We start from the raw sequence: 14,226 nt of genomic DNA on the forward strand, positions 1-14,226 counted from the left end.
AAGATAAAGGCCGGCGTTACGCCATCAGGCGCCGTGGCACTTCTTGAATTTCTTGCTGCTGCCACATGGGCAAGGGTCGTTGCGGCCGACATCTTTCAAGGCGTTGCGCACCGGCTCCTGGTGAGCGTGGTTGCAGTGCGGACCGTGAACATGGCCATGGTCGTGATCGTGGTGGTCATGATCGTGGTTGCAGTCAGGGCCATGGACATGGGGTTGCTGGGTCATCGAGGTTGCTCCGGAATAAAATCGGCGGGAATTATCTCGCCTTTGCGCGCCAGGTGCACGTCATGGCCGATGAATAATCCGGTTTCCAGCAAACCGTCCAGACGATAGGGGATCGGTTGCTGCGGTTCCTTCAGCCATTTCACCACCTGGCGTATCTGCGGCCACAGGTTGGTGCGCACGGGGACCTGGAAGTAGGCGCTGTGCTTGGGGCCGATGGTGAACCAGTGTTCATGCTCACCCTCCGCCAGCAACACGTCGCCGAGATGAACCCGGTATTCCAGGGCGCGGACGGTCAGGTCGGCATCGTTGGGGTTGTCGACCCGAAAGTGCAAGAGTAGGCGCTGCTCCAGCAAATTAGCCTTGATCACCTCGACCTTGACCAGGTGCACCTGCGGGTCGAGGGTGTCGTCGACGAACCACGAGGCACAGCCCGAAAGCGCCAGCACCGTGAGCAGTCCGAGGGTCCGTAGTGCGCGCAGCTGAACGACCATGGGGGGTACTCCGTTTGAACTCCCAGTCTAGCAACCATGGAGCGCACGCGAGGACAGGCTCAGGGGCGGGTATTCAGCTGGTGAAGTAGCTGGCGCAGCACTTCTTGAATTTCTGCCCGCTGGCGCAGGGACAGGCGTCGTTGCGGCCGGCCTTGAGTTGTACGGTCGGGTCGATGAAATACCAGTGCCCGTTGTTCTGCACGAAGGATGAGCGTTCGCGATGGCTGTGTTCGCCGTGGCTGTCGTGCCAGCGCGCGGTGAAGGTGACAAAGGCGTGCTCCGGCTGGCCGCCGAAGACTTCCGAGCTTTCGACTTCCAGGCCCAGCCAGGTGCTTTGCGCGCTCCAGTCGCCGATGGACTGACGATCCAGGCCGCTCTGTTGCGCCGGCAGCGTGGTGGCCACCAGATAATCCACCAGGCCCAGCACGTAGGCGCTGTAGCGCGAGCGCATCAGGGCCTCGGCGCAGGGCGCGGGGTGGCCGGCGTGGTAGTGGCCGCAGCAGGCATCCAGCAGGTTGCCGCTGCCGCAGGGACAAATAGAGGTACTCATTGCATTACCACCAGTACTTTCCGAAGTTTTCCGGATTCGCCCAGAACCTGGAATTGAGCCAGTCGGGCACTTGTTTGTATTCAAGCAGATCGTAGGTGAACAGGGTCAGGACCTGTTCGTCGCGCTGGAAACGTTCGCTGGCCTGCAGGGCCAGGGAGAAAAAGTCGGTCTCCTGCCAGCCGCAGGCATTCAGGTCGGCCAGTACCGCGATGCGGCTGGCATTGAGGTTGCGGATGCCGCCGAGCAGGTTCAGGCCGTCGCGCTTGGGCAGGTGCTCCAGGCAGTCGACCGCCAGCGCCAGGTCGAAACGGCGCGCCGCCAGTTCCGCCGGCAAGGGGCCGGGCGCGGTCTGGGCAATGGCGGTTTCGGGGTGCGCCTGGCGAAACGCCTCCAGGGCCGGAAACCCGCTGGCACCGATCAGCAGCAGCTGTTGCGGGGCGTAGCGATCGAGCAGGGCGGCCAGGGCCTGCTGGGGCGTGCGCGAAGAAATACCTGCGGTCATCGAAGTTCCTCACTCTTTGAGTGGCAAAGACTAGCCTGCCCGGACCCGCGGGCCTAGAGCCGTTTTGTCTGAAATGACAGCCGATCCTGGGTAAATCCAGGGGCAAAGCCCGCCGGCCTGATGCTGGCGGAGATTTAAAGCCAGGTCTTTACTCCCCCAATCGGTTCTAAGCCGATTCCCTCAGGAGATAACTAGATGAGCATAGTTAGGACAGCATTACCCTTGGTTCTGCTAACCAGTGTGTTGACTGGTTGCGCAGGTTTGCAGAAAACCGACTGGCCGACCTGCGCCGCTGTCGGGGGTGTCGGTGGGGCCGCGTTGGGCGCGATTGAAAGCTCGTCCTGGGCAGGCTACGGCGCCTTGCTGGGGGCTGGTGTCGCGGCCGGTTATTGCTGGGTGCACGGTGATGGCGACGAAGACGGCGATGGCGTGCCGGACAGTCGCGACAAGTGCCCAGGCACGCCTAAAGGCGTACAGGTGGACGCCAACGGTTGCCCGCCAGAGCCTGTGGCGGTGGTTGAGGAAGTGGTGGTGGTCAAGGAAGAGACCATTGTTATCCGTGATGTGCACTTCGAGTTCGATTCGGCCAGGCTGACCGCTGCCGACAAGGCCAAGCTCGACACCATCGCCACGCGCCTGAAGCAGGAAGCGCCAAGTGCGCAACTGCGGGTGACCGGGCACACCGACAGCGTGGGCAGCGATGCCTACAACCAGCGCCTCTCGGAAAAGCGCGCGCGCTCGGTGACCGAGTACCTGATCAGCGCGGGCGTACCCCGCAGCAGTTTCGTTTCGGTCGTCGGTGCCGGCGAGAGCCAGCCGGTCGCGGATAACAAGACCGCCGACGGCCGGGCGATGAACCGTCGCACGGAAATCAAAATCAACCGCTGATTGCCCGGCGTGATTGCCTGGCATGGGCGGCTTGTGCAGCCGCCCATGCGGGTCTTTACTCCTGTGTGACCGGTATGGGCCGGTGACACAGGAGCATTCATGATGAGTCTTCTCTCGCGAGCCGCCTTGCCGGTTCTACTGCTCGGCAGCCTGCTCACAGGCTGTGCTACCCACAGCGACGGCACTGCCCCCCTCAACCAGCGTACGTGGCCAATCTGCAGCCTGCTCGGCGGCCTGGTGGGCGGCGGCCTGGGCGCCATTGAAAGCGGTGGCTGGGCCGCGGGTGGCGCGGCACTCGGCCTGGTGACCGGCGGCTTGATCTGCTACGCCCAGGATGGTGACAAGGACGATGACGGCGTGTTCGACCGCCGTGACCGTTGCCCGGATACCCCGGCCAATACCCCGGTCGACAATCGTGGCTGCCCGCTGCCGCAATACCCGGCCGCACCGGCAGCCGAGCCGGCGGCGCAATCCGAGGTGATCACTCTCAGCGATCAGGGCGATGTGCTGTTTGCCTTCGACTCGGCGCAGCTGACCCCCGAAGCGCAAAACCAGCTGCTGGGGCTGCTGGCCAAGCTTCAGGGCGCCGACGTGCAGAGCATCAAGGTCATCGGTCACACCGACAGCCAGGGGACGGATGAATACAACCAGAAACTCTCCGAACGCCGCGCCAGCAGCGTTGTTGCCTTCCTCCTGAACCAGGGCCTGACGCCGGACAAACTGACCAGCCAGGGCAAGGGCGAGAGCGAGCCGGTCGCCGATAATGCCACCGAAGAAGGGCGGGCGCAGAACCGCCGGGTGGAGCTGCATATTCAGCGTTGAGCACCAGGCGCCAGGGCGGCTTGGCAGGGGGCGGCGGGAGAATTTTCGCCGCCCTCTGGCTTATTCCGCGCCGAAGTCGGTACTGTGCGCGCAAAGAAAAATTCGCAAAGGGGGGCATATGAAGGTGTTTTGGGGGCTGGGCAAGCTGTTGACGCTGCTGTTCTGGTTGCTGGTGCTATTTAATCTGGTCAGCCCGCTGATCAATCCGATTCATCTGTTGCTCAATCTGGCAGGCAGCCTGTTGCTGCTGACCCATCTGATGGAGTTGCTGCTGTTCAACGGCAGCCTCAAAGGCCGCGCCCACCCTTGGCGCGATCGCCTGCAGATTCTCCTGACCGGCATTTTCCATCTGCAGACCTTCAAGGCGGCGAAGCCCGCGGAGGCCGGCCATGCGTAAGCTCTGCCTGCTCGCGGTACTGTGCAGCCCGCAGGTTTTGGCCCAGGTGGTGACAGTCGAGACCCACTCCCTGATGCGCCTGCCCAACACCACCAGCAGCCTGCGACTGGAACGCCTGGAAGTGGCCGACTACGGCACCTTACTGATTCCGTCCACGGTCACCGAGGTCAAGGTCGGCGAGTTGCGCCTGGGGCGCGAAGCGCGGATCGCTATCGTTCCAGCTGAACAAAGCCTGCAACTGGACATCGACCATGCCGATCTGGAGGCCGGCAGCCAGATCACCTCCCGCGGGGCTCCGGGGACCTATGAGAAGGTGGCCAAGCCCGGACGTAACCTGACGCTGCGCATCACCTCGCTGCAGGCCGGGGAGCTTTCGGTGGATGCGCGCGGTGGCACCGGCGCGCCGGGTTATGTCGGCCTTGATGGCGCCAACGGCGAGGAGCCGGGTTGCACATGGGGCCAGGCCGGGCGTGGCGCCGATGGCGACAACGGCGGTGATGGCCAGCCGGGGGCGGCGGGCGCCCAGGTGCGGGTCGAACTGCCGCGGGATTATCCGGCGGAGCAGATCAAGGTCTTAGTCGATGGTGGGGCCGGCGGTGTGGCCGGTGCGGGCGGCAAACCCGGGGCCGGTGGCAAGTCCAAAGGCTGCTTCGTCTATCGCGCCGACGGTGGCAAGAGCGGCCGTCCTGGTGCCGAAGGCCATGCAGGGCCGGCAGGCCCCGCGGGTTCGGTAACTGTACAACGCCTGTAGGCGGCCTTCGAACAGGCGCTGCTGACTCTGACGCTATCGCGGGCAAGCCTCGCTCCTACAGGATGGTGCTGTCTGTAGGAGCGAGGCTTGCCCGCGATGCTTTTTCCGGTATCGGCTTTTAGAACATCGGCCGGGCCGCCGCCACCGCCACCAGCAACAGGCCGATGATCAGATTGATCCCCACCAATTTCCGAATATTGCCCAGGGTCGTGGCCCCCGTCGGCCAGTCCTCGGCCGCCACCGCCTGGCGCAGCGCTGGCAGCTGCAACGACTGGATCCGGATAAACAGCGCGGTCATCACCACATACAGGCCCATCATCACCTGCACATAACGCGGCGCGGTCTCGAAGCCGCTGAAACGCAGGTGGATCAGGCCGACGCCGCTGATCGGCAACAGCACCACCGCGACCCAGACCCAGACGAAAAACCGTGGGAACACCTCGCTCCACAGCTTCAACCGCGCCGGCCCCTCAAGGGCCGCCACCGCCGCGGGGCGCAGCACCATCCAGGCGAAAAACATGCCGCCGACCCAGACCAGGGCGGCCAGGACATGCAGGGTGTAGGCAAGGGCAAAGGCTGTCATTCGGGTACTCCGTTCTGCGCGGGATGAATTAGCGGGGTATGATAGCGGCCGATCCGAACCACTGAAAATTTATCCAGCGTTTCTCGCGCCCGAAGAACCATGATCAGCAACGAACTCAAAACCACGATCCAGGGCGCCTACTCGCGTTTTCTCGAAGCCAAGAGCCTGAAACCGCGTTACGGCCAGCGCCTGATGATCGCCGAAGTGGCCAAGGTCCTGGGCGATGTCGACACCGATGACGAAGGCCGTCGCTCCGGCGACCCGGCCGTGGTGGCTGTGGAAGCCGGCACCGGTACCGGCAAGACCGTGGCCTACAGCCTGGCCGCGATCCCGACCGCCAAGGCCGCCGGCAAGCGCCTGGTGATCGCCACCGCCACCGTCGCCCTGCAGGAGCAGATCGTCTACAAGGATCTGCCCGACCTGATGCGCAACAGTGGGCTGAACTTCACCTTCTCCCTGGCCAAGGGCCGTGGCCGCTATATGTGCCTGTCCAAGCTCGACATGCTGTTGCAGGAAGGCCACGCGCAAACCGCCACCGCCCAGTTGTTCGAAGAAGAAGGCTTCAAGATCGAGGTCGACGAGGCCAGCCAGAAGCTGTTCACCAGCATGATCGAGAAGCTCGCCGGCAATAAATGGGACGGCGACCGCGACAGTTGGCCCACCGCCCTGGAGGACTCTGACTGGGCGCGCCTGACCACCGATCACAGCCAGTGCACCAACCGCCATTGCCCGAACTTCGGCCAGTGCGCCTTCTACAAGGCCCGCGAAGGCATGGGCAAGGTCGACGTGATCGTCACCAACCACGATATGGTCCTGGCCGACTTGGCCCTGGGCGGCGGCGCGGTGTTGCCGGACCCGCGCGACACCCTCTATGTGTTCGACGAAGGCCACCACCTGCCGGACAAGGCCATCGGCCACTTCGCCCATTACACTCGCCTGCGTTCCACCGCCGACTGGCTGGAGCAGACCGCCAAGAACCTCACCAAGCTGCTGGCCCAGCACCCGTTGCCGGGCGATCTGGGCAAGCTGATCGAGCAGGTGCCAGAGCTGGCGCGGGAGATCAAGACCCAGCAACAGTTCATGTTCACCGCCTGCGAACAACTGGCCGACTTCAAGACCGGCGAAGACATGGAGGGCCGCGAGCGGCCGCGCCACCGTTTTGTCGGCGGGCTGATCCCCGACCATATGCGCGAAATGGGCATTGAGCTGAAAAAAGGCTTCTCGCGCCTGACCGACCTGTTCACCCGCCTGACCGACCTGCTCAAGGAAGGCATGGACGGCGAGGTCAATATCGGCATCGCCAGCAACCAGGCCGAAGAGTGGTACCCGCTGTTCGGCAGCCTGCTGTCCCGCGCCTCGGGCAACTGGGAACTGTGGACCGCCTTCACCACCGAAGACCCGGAAGACAACCCGCCGATGGCACGCTGGCTGACCCTGGCGGAAAGCGGCTCGCTGTTCGACATCGAGGTCAACGCCAGCCCGATCCTCGCCGCGGAGATGCTCCGTCGCAACCTGTGGAACGTGGCCTATGGCGCGCTCGTGACCTCCGCCACCCTGACTGCCCTGGGCAGCTTCGATCGCTTCCGCATGCGTGCCGGGCTGCCGAAAAAGGCCGTGACGGCGGTGGTGCCTAGCCCCTTCCATCACGCCGACGCCGGGGTGCTGCGCGTCCCCGACCTGCGCGCCGACCCACGGGATGCGCCGGCCCACACCGCGGCGATCATCCGCGACCTGCCGGAGTTGGTGGAGGGCTCGCGGGGCACCCTGGTGCTGTTCTCGTCGCGCAAGCAGATGCAAGACGTGTTCGACGGCCTCGATCGCGACTGGCGCAAGCAGGTGTTCATTCAAGGCAACCTGTCGAAACAGGAAACTTTGAACAAGCATAAGGCGCGGGTTGATGGTGGCGATTCCAGCGTGCTGTTCGGCCTGGCCAGCTTTGCCGAGGGTGTGGACCTGCCCGGCGCTTACTGCGAGCATGTGGTGATCGCCAAGATCCCGTTCTCGGTGCCGGACGATCCGGTGGAGGCCGCGCTGGCCGAGTGGATCGAAGCCAGGGGTGGCAATCCGTTCATGGAAATCTCGGTGCCGGACGCCTCGCTCAAGCTGGTCCAGGCCTGCGGTCGCCTGCTGCGTACCGAGCAGGACCGCGGCACCATCACTCTGCTGGACCGGCGCCTGGTCACCCAGCGTTATGGCAAGGCTATTCTCAATGCGTTGCCGCCGTTTCGCCGGGAAATTTCCTGAGCGCGGCCGGCCTGTGGGCCGGTCGCGTTGTCCATTGCATATCCCTCTGATTGCACACAGGCCGCTCATCGGCCGTTAAGGAGCACCAGGTCCCTATGATTCGCCGTTCGTTACCCGCTGTCTTTGCCCTGCTGTTCGCCACGCCGCTGCTCGCCGCGCCCGCGGGGCAACAGACGCTGTTCAACTTTGTCCGGCCTGCCGATGTGGTGCAGGTGGCGACAGTGGATGCCAGCCTGCCGCAAGCCAACGCGGAGCAGACAGCCGAGGGCGAAGTACTGCGCCGGGTGACCTTCAATCCGGCGATTCAACCCAGCCTGCGCCTGACCCCGCAGACCGGTGCCTGGGACTGGTCGCAGTCCGGGGCCATGAGCCTGCGGATCCAGAGCGCGATGAACTGGGCCCTGACCCTGTACGTGAAGATCCAGAGCAATGACGGCAAGACCCTGGTCAGTCGCATCGACCTGCCGGCCGGCCCGGCGCAGACCCTGCTGGTGCCGCTGGTTGCCAGTTCGCCGCTGAGCCAGGGCATGAAGGCCGGTCCGCCGATGCCGATGACCTTCGAAGGCCAGCGCGTACTGCTGGCCAGCAGCGAAGGCGAGCTGGACCGCAGCCAGGTGATCTCGGTGACCTTGTCCATGGATCAACCGAAAGCCGCCCAGAGCATCCTGCTCGAACGTTTCGGCGTGCAGGACGGCGAGGCGGTGGCCAAGGCGGCCTACGGTGGTCTGGTGGATGCCTATGGCCAGTCGACCCGCGCCAAGTGGTCGGAAAAAATCGCCAGCGACGAGCAGCTCAAGGCCGCCGCGAGCAAGGAACAACAGCAACTGAAAACCTGGCTGGCCGAACGTGAGCGCGCCTCCCTGGACACCTTCGGTGGCTGGAGCAACGGGCCAGCCTTCAAGGCCAGTGGTTTCTTCCGTACCGAGAAGCGCGATGGCCGCTGGTATCTGGTAACGCCCCAGGGGCATCCATTCTATTCCCTGGGGGTCAATGCGGTCGCGGCGGACAACAGCCAGACCTACGTCGCGGGTCGTGAGTGGATGTTCGCGACACTGCCCAACGTCGGCGAGCCGCTGGCCGGTTATTACGGAGAAGGCGACAACCGCGGCGGCAATGGCGCCGACCAGGGCCGCGCCTACAACGCCGGTCGCTGGTACGACTTCTATGGCGCCAATCTGCAGCGCACCTACGGCGTGCCTTGCACTCCGGGCAGCGAAACCAAGGCCGGTGTGGCGGATGCCACCCAGGCCGACGCCCAGGAGGCCCAGGCCGGGCCGGGCACCGAGCCGCCAGCCGCAGCACCTTGCCCTGCTGCGGCCCTGGACCAGAAACGCTGGGCCAGCCACACCCTGGATCGCCTGCAAGCCTGGGGCTTCAACACCATCGGCAACTGGAGCGCGCCGGCGCTGGGCCTGAACGACCGCGTGCCCTACACCTTGCCGCTGTCGATCGTCGGCGACTATGCAAGCATCAGCACCGGCACCGACTGGTGGGGCGGCATGCCCGATCCGTTCGATCCGCGTTTCGCCATGGCCACCGAGCGCGCCGTGGCTATTGCCGCCCGCGATCACCGCGACGATCCCTGGCTGATCGGCTACTTCGCCGACAACGAACTGGCCTGGGCCGGCCCCGGCGATGACCCCAAGTCGCGTTATGCCCTGGCATACGGCACGTTGCGCATGACCACCGACGTGCCGGCCAAGCGTGCGTTCCTCAAGCAACTGCGCGACAAGTACCGTAACCAGGAGGGCCTGTCGAAGGCCTGGGGCATCAACCTGACCGCCTGGGAGCTGATGGAAGACCCGGGGTTCGAGCCGCCTTTGCCTAGCCCGGAACATCCGGAGATTGAAGCCGACTTCAAATACTTCCAGAAGGTCTTTGCCGACACCTACTTCAAGACCATTTCCGATTCGCTGAAGTGGCACGCGCCGAACCACCTGTTGCTGGGTGGACGCTTCGCCATCAGCACCCCCGAGGCTGTGGCGTCCTGCGCTCAGTATTGCGATGTGTTGAGTTTCAACATGTACACCCTCAAGCCACAGGACGGTTACGACTTTGCCCGGCTGAACACGCTGGACAAGCCGGTCCTGATCACCGAGTTCAACTTCGGCTCACGGGATCGCGGCCCATTCTGGGGTGGTGTGACCGAGCTGGTGCGGGAGGAGGATCGCGGCCCGGCCTATACCCAATTCCTCAAACAGGCGCTGAACGAGCCGTCGATTGTCGGCGTGCACTGGTTCCAGTACCTCGATCAACCGGTCACCGGCCGCCTGCTGGACGGCGAGAACGGCCATTTCGGCCTGGTGGGCATCACCGATGTGCCGTTCCAGGGTTTTGTCGACAGCGTGCGCAAGAGCAACCTGCAGGCCCTTGAGCAGTTGGGCAAGGAAGCCGGGAAGGCCAAGGCAGAAGCCGACAAGACCGCGGGTCATGCCGATGGTGGCAAGCCGGGCCATGATGGCAAGGGCGCAGGGCAGGGCGGCGGCCATGCGGGTGGTCATTCGGCGAATGGCCATTAATCGCTGAGCCAGGCCTCTAGGGTACGGCTTCCCTCGTGCGGGCCGGTCCGCCTCTGCAGTCACTCGTAGGGGCTGGCCGGCCCGCGCTACGTTCAATGTCCGTCGATTTCTGAACAATTCTTCCGGTGGATCGCCGCCGGGCTCGCTTCTGTTCCCAAAACCCTCAAGGGCTGGAACAATGCGCATCACTTTGTAGAGCATGGTCTGGGGGAGTCACGGGTGCAGATTCAGGGTCATTACGAGCTTAAATTCGAGGCGGTGCGCGAAGCCTTCGCGGCACTCTTCGAGGATCCCCAGGAGCGCGGCGCGGCGTTGTGCATTCAGATCGGCGGGGAAACCGTGCTCGACCTCTGGGCCGGCACCGCCGACAAGGACGGCAGCGAGGCCTGGCACAGCGATACCATCGCCAACCTGTTTTCCTGCACCAAGACCTTTACCGCGGTCACCGCCCTGCAACTGGTGGCCGAAGGCAAGTTGCAGCTGGACGCGCCAGTTGCCCGGTATTGGCCTGAGTTCGCCGCGGCCGGCAAGGAAGCGATCACCCTGCGGCAGTTGCTCTGCCATCAGGCCGGGCTGCCGGCCTTGCGTGAGCTGCTGGCGCCGGAGGCGCTCTACGACTGGCAAACCATGGTCGATGCCCTCGCGGCGGAGGCTCCTTGGTGGACTCCGGGTGAAGGTCATGGTTATGCGGCCATTACCTACGGCTGGCTGGTGGGTGAGCTGCTGCGGCGGGCTGACGGGCGTGGTCCCGGCGAGTCCATAGTGGCACGGGTCGCCAGGCCGCTGGGGCTGGATTTCCATGTCGGCCTGGCGGACGAGGAGTTTTACCGCGTGGCGCATATCGCCCGGGGCAAGGGCAACGTCGGCGACGCGGCCGCGCAGCGCCTGCTGCAAGTGACCATGCGCGAACCCACGGCCATGACCACCCGGGCGTTCACCAACCCGCCGTCGATCATGACCAGTACCAACAAGCCGGAATGGCGGCGCATGCAACAGCCAGCGGCCAATGGCCATGGCAATGCCCGCAGCCTGGCCGGGTTCTACAGCGGTCTGCTCGATGGCAGCCTGCTGGAAGCGGACATGCTCGAAGAGCTGACGCGCGAACACAGCGTCGGCATGGACAAGACCCTGTTGACCCAGACCCGTTTCGGCCTGGGTTGCATGCTTGACCAGCCGCAGGTGGCCAACGCGACCTTCGGTCTCGGCCCACGTGCTTTTGGCCATCCGGGAGCGGGTGGCTCCATCGGTTTTGCCGATCCTGAGTACGATGTGGCCTTCGGTTTTGTCACCAATACCCTGGGGCCGTACGTGCTGATGGATCCAAGAGCGCAGAAGTTGGTGAGGGTTCTGTCGGATTGTCTGTAAAAAAGTTGCTGTCAGGATTTTTTTTGCCTAAACATGAGTAAAGGCATCAGAAAGGAACCCTGTGGCTTTTATACTTTCAAAGCGTCTGTTTGTACGGTTCGTAGAGACCGTAATTTTTGATCTCATTTTGTGGATATCCCATGTCGTCGAACAAGTCTTTAGCCTTGGCTCTTTGCCTCACTGTCACCGGTTGTGCACAAACTCCACAAAATGACGCAGAAGGTGGGCATTGGTGGTCCTTCGGTTCCGATAAGGCCGCCAGCAAGGAAGCGGTGCAACCGGCAGCAAAAGCAGCTGCCAACGAGGTTTCCGCGGCCAAGTCCGCCGCCACATCCACTGCCAAGTCCGCGACCGCTCCTGCAGTGGCCAAGGTCGAAAACGCAACCGCTTCCGCCGCTGCTCCGGCCGCCAAGGCCGAGACCAGCAACTGGTGGTGGCCGTTCCCTTCCAAGGACACGAGCAAAGACGCAGTCAAAGAGCCAGTAGCCGACGCCAAGGCCAAGGCGGACGCCGCGACCGCGGCTCCGAAGGTCGCCAAGACCGAGACCGGCAACTGGTGGTGGCCTTTCAATCAGCAGCCCACGTCTCCGACCAAGGCAGATGTTAAAGACATCCCGATGCCGGATCCAAAAATTACCCAGGCCTGGCTGGACGACTACGAGCCGCGCCTGCGTGAAGCCATCAAGGACAGCCGCCTGCAACTGGAGCGTCGCGAGAACACCCTGGTGGTGACCGCCCCGGTCGACGGCTCGTTCAACCCGGATCGCCCGGCCATGTTGCTGCCGGTCACCCTGAGCCCGTTCACCCGCGTGGCCAAGGCCGTGGGTACCGACGCCAAGACTTCCGTGCTGGTACTGGGCCATGCCGACACCACCGGTGCCGCGGCGGCCAACCAGAAGCTGAGCCGTGACCGTGCGCAGTCCGTCGCCGCGATTTTCAGCCTCACCGGCCTGAAGCGCGATCGCCTGATGTTGCGTGGCATGGGTTCGGTGATGCCTCGTGCGGCCAACGACAGCGCCGAAGGGCGTGCGCTGAACCGTCGGGTGGAAATCATCGTCACCCAGCGCAGCACCATGCTGGCCCTGCTGAGCAAGTACAACCAGCCGACTCCATCCGAGGCTGAACTGGTTGCCGTGCAGGATGTGAAGTCGGTCGTTCCTGCTGCTTCCTCGAAGAAAGCCGTCGCCGCGAAGAAAGCCGCTCCGGCGAAAAAAGCCCCAGCCAAGAAGTCTGTAGCGAAGAAAGAAACCGCCAAGAAAACCACCACTGCCAAGGCTCCAACCAAGGCAGCGACCGAACAGGCGAAGAACTGATTCATCAGGCATCGGGCAAAAGGAACCTGCAATGACCCAGGGACTGGCGGACATGCGCCGCGACTACACCCGTGACGGACTGACCGAAGCCCAGGCTCCGGTCGAGCCCTTCACGCTGTTTCACCGGTGGTTCGCGGAGGCGGTGAAAACCGAGCAGCCGCCGGTCGAGGCCAATGCCATGACCCTGGCGACCGTTGACGAAGAGGGGCGCCCCCATTGCCGCATCCTGCTGCTCAAGGGGCTGGATACGCAGGGGTTCACCTTTTTCACCAACTACGACAGCGCCAAGGGGCAGCAACTGGCCGCACGGCCTTTTGCCGCCATGACCTTCTTCTGGCCGGCCCTGGAGCGTCAGGTGCGTATCGAAGGGCGGGTGGTCAAGGTCACCGCCGAGGAGTCCGATGCCTACTTCCAGGTCCGCCCGCTGGGCAGCCGTCTGGGCGCCTGGGCATCGCCGCAGAGCCAGGTGATAGCCGATCGCCAGGAGCTGGAAGCCTTGCTCAAGAACACCGAGGAGCGCTTCAGCGATACCCAGCCCCATTGCCCCGAGCACTGGGGTGGTTATCGCCTGCTACCGGAGCGTATCGAGTTCTGGCAAGGGCGCGCCAGCCGTTTGCACGATCGCTTGAACTACCGCCTGCAAGGTGCCGACTGGGTGCGTGAGCGCCTGGCCCCCTGAACCAGGAATCAGGTCATTCGCCGGGATAACCGGCCGCGGCGGCTTCAAGCCACCGTGGCAGGTCCCGGCGTTTTACTTTCTGGCGATGGGCATTCGCCAGTTGTTGCAGCATGAAGGATTTCTTCTTCTCGTCCCCGCCGGCCAGCGACAGCGCCAGGTCCCGGTCCATCCAGCGCTTGATCCGTACATACAGCCACCAATGGAAGTACAGGCCGGCAACGGTGGTCACGACGATGATGAAGTAATCCATGGAAAATCCTTTGGCCGGTGGCGCAACTCGGGAAATAAGCGCTACCGTGTGAAGAGTTTTTATATTCAAGCAGTCTGTACTGCTGCTGAATGGAACACATTTTATCCGGGCGACGCCGTGACAGGCGTCAAGCTGCGGAGTTTAATGATTATCTGTCCTTTGGAGTTGATCCTATGCGTAAGTCTGTTTTGCTGGTTGCTTCCTTTTCCACGATGGCCATGTTGCTCACCGGTTGCCAATCCAATCTGTCCGGTGACTCTTACTCCCGTGACGAGGCGCGTCGCGTACAGACCGTTCGCATGGGCACCATCGAATCCCTGCGCCCGGTGAAAATCGAAGGCACCAAGACCCCGATCGGCGGCCTCGCCGGCGCAGCGGTCGGCGGCGTTGGCGGCAGCGCCATCGGCGGCGGCAAAGGCAGCATCGTGGCGGCGGTCATCGGTGCGGTGGCGGGCGGTCTGATCGGTTCCGCCACCGAGGAAGGCCTGACCCGTACCCAGGGCGTGGAAATCACCGTGCGTGAAGACGACGGCAGCATGCGTGCCTATGTACAACAAGTTGAACAAAACGAAGTGTTCCGCGTTGGCGAGCGCGTACGCATCATGAGCGTCAACGGCACCAGCCGTGTTGCGCACTAAGCGTTAACC

16 protein-coding genes are annotated in these 14,226 nt (G+C 63.7%); 10 read left to right on the forward strand and 6 right to left on the reverse strand.

The window, feature by feature from the left end; all coding sequences use genetic code 11:
- Positions 1-24 precede the first annotated feature (24 nt).
- The 4 genes from AC07VU_RS02610 to AC07VU_RS02625 form a co-directional block, all read right to left on the reverse strand.
- Positions 25-225 (reverse strand): SEC-C metal-binding domain-containing protein, encoded by a 201-nt coding sequence (locus AC07VU_RS02610; protein WP_007923047.1) that lies wholly within the window; start codon positions 223-225, stop codon positions 25-27.
- Positions 222-716 carry an LEA/WHy family protein gene (locus AC07VU_RS02615; RefSeq protein ID WP_053259848.1) on the reverse strand — a complete coding sequence of 165 codons (495 nt, stop codon included), beginning with the start codon at positions 714-716 and terminating at the stop codon, positions 222-224. The genes AC07VU_RS02610 and AC07VU_RS02615 overlap by 4 nt, the downstream gene beginning before the upstream one ends.
- Positions 717-789: 73 nt before the next feature.
- Positions 790-1,266: a YchJ family protein gene (locus AC07VU_RS02620; RefSeq protein WP_053259849.1), complete on the reverse strand. Its 477-nt coding sequence runs from the start codon at positions 1,264-1,266 to the stop codon at positions 790-792.
- 4 nt (positions 1,267-1,270) lie between these two features.
- Positions 1,271-1,768, reverse strand: a complete 498-nt coding sequence (locus tag AC07VU_RS02625) for a DUF6231 family protein (protein WP_009042468.1) — start codon at positions 1,766-1,768, stop codon at positions 1,271-1,273.
- Between the two features lie 195 nt (positions 1,769-1,963).
- Between AC07VU_RS02625 and AC07VU_RS02630 the strand changes: the two genes are divergently transcribed.
- The 4 genes from AC07VU_RS02630 (at position 1,964) to AC07VU_RS02645 (ending at position 4,626) form a co-directional block, all read left to right on the forward strand.
- The gene (locus tag AC07VU_RS02630; RefSeq protein ID WP_062823485.1) at positions 1,964-2,656 is read left to right on the forward strand and encodes a PA1041 family peptidoglycan-binding anchor lipoprotein; all 693 of its coding nucleotides are present in this window, start codon (positions 1,964-1,966) and stop codon (positions 2,654-2,656) included.
- Between the two features lie 102 nt (positions 2,657-2,758).
- Entirely contained in the window at positions 2,759-3,478 is a 720-nt protein-coding gene (locus tag AC07VU_RS02635; RefSeq protein ID WP_274306752.1) for a PA1041 family peptidoglycan-binding anchor lipoprotein, read from the forward strand.
- 118 nt (positions 3,479-3,596) lie between these two features.
- On the forward strand, positions 3,597-3,875 hold the full coding sequence (locus AC07VU_RS02640; protein WP_007923058.1) for a DUF1145 domain-containing protein: 279 nt from the start codon (positions 3,597-3,599) through the stop codon (positions 3,873-3,875).
- Positions 3,868-4,626 (forward strand): hypothetical protein, encoded by a 759-nt coding sequence (locus AC07VU_RS02645; RefSeq protein ID WP_087089241.1) that lies wholly within the window; start codon positions 3,868-3,870, stop codon positions 4,624-4,626. Before AC07VU_RS02640 ends, AC07VU_RS02645 begins: the two co-directional genes overlap by 8 nt.
- Positions 4,627-4,744: 118 nt before the next feature.
- Here the strand turns inward: AC07VU_RS02645 and AC07VU_RS02650 are convergent, their stop codons facing one another.
- The gene (locus AC07VU_RS02650) at positions 4,745-5,209 is read right to left on the reverse strand and encodes a CopD family protein (RefSeq protein ID WP_495029487.1); all 465 of its coding nucleotides are present in this window, start codon (positions 5,207-5,209) and stop codon (positions 4,745-4,747) included.
- 99 nt (positions 5,210-5,308) lie between these two features.
- Here AC07VU_RS02650 and dinG point away from each other — a divergent pair, with 99 nt between their 5' ends.
- From dinG to pdxH, 5 genes are all read left to right on the forward strand, one after another.
- Positions 5,309-7,453 carry an ATP-dependent DNA helicase DinG gene (gene dinG / locus AC07VU_RS02655; protein WP_007923064.1) on the forward strand — a complete coding sequence of 715 codons (2,145 nt, stop codon included), beginning with the start codon at positions 5,309-5,311 and terminating at the stop codon, positions 7,451-7,453.
- 95 nt (positions 7,454-7,548) lie between these two features.
- On the forward strand, positions 7,549-9,972 hold the full coding sequence (locus AC07VU_RS02660) for a beta-galactosidase (RefSeq protein ID WP_495029488.1): 2,424 nt from the start codon (positions 7,549-7,551) through the stop codon (positions 9,970-9,972).
- Positions 9,973-10,191: 219 nt separating this feature from the next.
- Positions 10,192-11,337: an EstA family serine hydrolase gene (locus tag AC07VU_RS02665; RefSeq protein ID WP_009042473.1), complete on the forward strand. Its 1,146-nt coding sequence runs from the start codon at positions 10,192-10,194 to the stop codon at positions 11,335-11,337.
- Between the two features lie 140 nt (positions 11,338-11,477).
- On the forward strand, positions 11,478-12,650 hold the full coding sequence (locus AC07VU_RS02670; RefSeq protein WP_495029489.1) for an OmpA family protein: 1,173 nt from the start codon (positions 11,478-11,480) through the stop codon (positions 12,648-12,650).
- 31 nt (positions 12,651-12,681) lie between these two features.
- Positions 12,682-13,329, forward strand: a complete 648-nt coding sequence (pdxH, locus tag AC07VU_RS02675) for a pyridoxamine 5'-phosphate oxidase (RefSeq protein WP_150049338.1) — start codon at positions 12,682-12,684, stop codon at positions 13,327-13,329.
- Positions 13,330-13,342: 13 nt separating this feature from the next.
- On the opposite strand, the gene AC07VU_RS02680 is transcribed toward pdxH, so the two are convergent.
- Positions 13,343-13,579 (reverse strand): hypothetical protein, encoded by a 237-nt coding sequence (locus AC07VU_RS02680; protein ID WP_053259856.1) that lies wholly within the window; start codon positions 13,577-13,579, stop codon positions 13,343-13,345.
- Positions 13,580-13,752: 173 nt separating this feature from the next.
- Between AC07VU_RS02680 and AC07VU_RS02685 the strand changes: the two genes are divergently transcribed.
- Positions 13,753-14,217, forward strand: a complete 465-nt coding sequence (locus tag AC07VU_RS02685) for an outer membrane lipoprotein (RefSeq protein WP_007923357.1) — start codon at positions 13,753-13,755, stop codon at positions 14,215-14,217.
- The last annotated feature ends 9 nt before the right edge of the window (positions 14,218-14,226 follow it).

It is taken from the genome of Pseudomonas sp. GW821-FHT02B10 (assembly GCF_059421865.1).

Bases quoted from the DNA above. Each gene is read 5' to 3' on its own strand.
- AC07VU_RS02610 (WP_007923047.1), bottom strand. From the start codon at position 225: ATGACCCAGCAACCCCATGTCCATGGCCCTGACTGCAACCACGATCAT.
- AC07VU_RS02615 (WP_053259848.1), bottom strand. From the start codon at position 716: ATGGTCGTTCAGCTGCGCGCACTACGGACCCTCGGACTGCTCACGGTG.
- AC07VU_RS02620 (WP_053259849.1), bottom strand. From the start codon at position 1,266: ATGAGTACCTCTATTTGTCCCTGCGGCAGCGGCAACCTGCTGGATGCC.
- AC07VU_RS02625 (WP_009042468.1), bottom strand. From the start codon at position 1,768: ATGACCGCAGGTATTTCTTCGCGCACGCCCCAGCAGGCCCTGGCCGCC.
- AC07VU_RS02630 (WP_062823485.1), top strand. From the start codon at position 1,964: ATGAGCATAGTTAGGACAGCATTACCCTTGGTTCTGCTAACCAGTGTG.
- AC07VU_RS02635 (WP_274306752.1), top strand. From the start codon at position 2,759: ATGAGTCTTCTCTCGCGAGCCGCCTTGCCGGTTCTACTGCTCGGCAGC.
- AC07VU_RS02640 (WP_007923058.1), top strand. From the start codon at position 3,597: ATGAAGGTGTTTTGGGGGCTGGGCAAGCTGTTGACGCTGCTGTTCTGG.
- AC07VU_RS02645 (WP_087089241.1), top strand. From the start codon at position 3,868: ATGCGTAAGCTCTGCCTGCTCGCGGTACTGTGCAGCCCGCAGGTTTTG.
- AC07VU_RS02650 (WP_495029487.1), bottom strand. From the start codon at position 5,209: ATGACAGCCTTTGCCCTTGCCTACACCCTGCATGTCCTGGCCGCCCTG.
- dinG (WP_007923064.1), top strand. From the start codon at position 5,309: ATGATCAGCAACGAACTCAAAACCACGATCCAGGGCGCCTACTCGCGT.
- AC07VU_RS02660 (WP_495029488.1), top strand. From the start codon at position 7,549: ATGATTCGCCGTTCGTTACCCGCTGTCTTTGCCCTGCTGTTCGCCACG.
- AC07VU_RS02670 (WP_495029489.1), top strand. From the start codon at position 11,478: ATGTCGTCGAACAAGTCTTTAGCCTTGGCTCTTTGCCTCACTGTCACC.
- pdxH (WP_150049338.1), top strand. From the start codon at position 12,682: ATGACCCAGGGACTGGCGGACATGCGCCGCGACTACACCCGTGACGGA.
- AC07VU_RS02680 (WP_053259856.1), bottom strand. From the start codon at position 13,579: ATGGATTACTTCATCATCGTCGTGACCACCGTTGCCGGCCTGTACTTC.
- AC07VU_RS02685 (WP_007923357.1), top strand. From the start codon at position 13,753: ATGCGTAAGTCTGTTTTGCTGGTTGCTTCCTTTTCCACGATGGCCATG.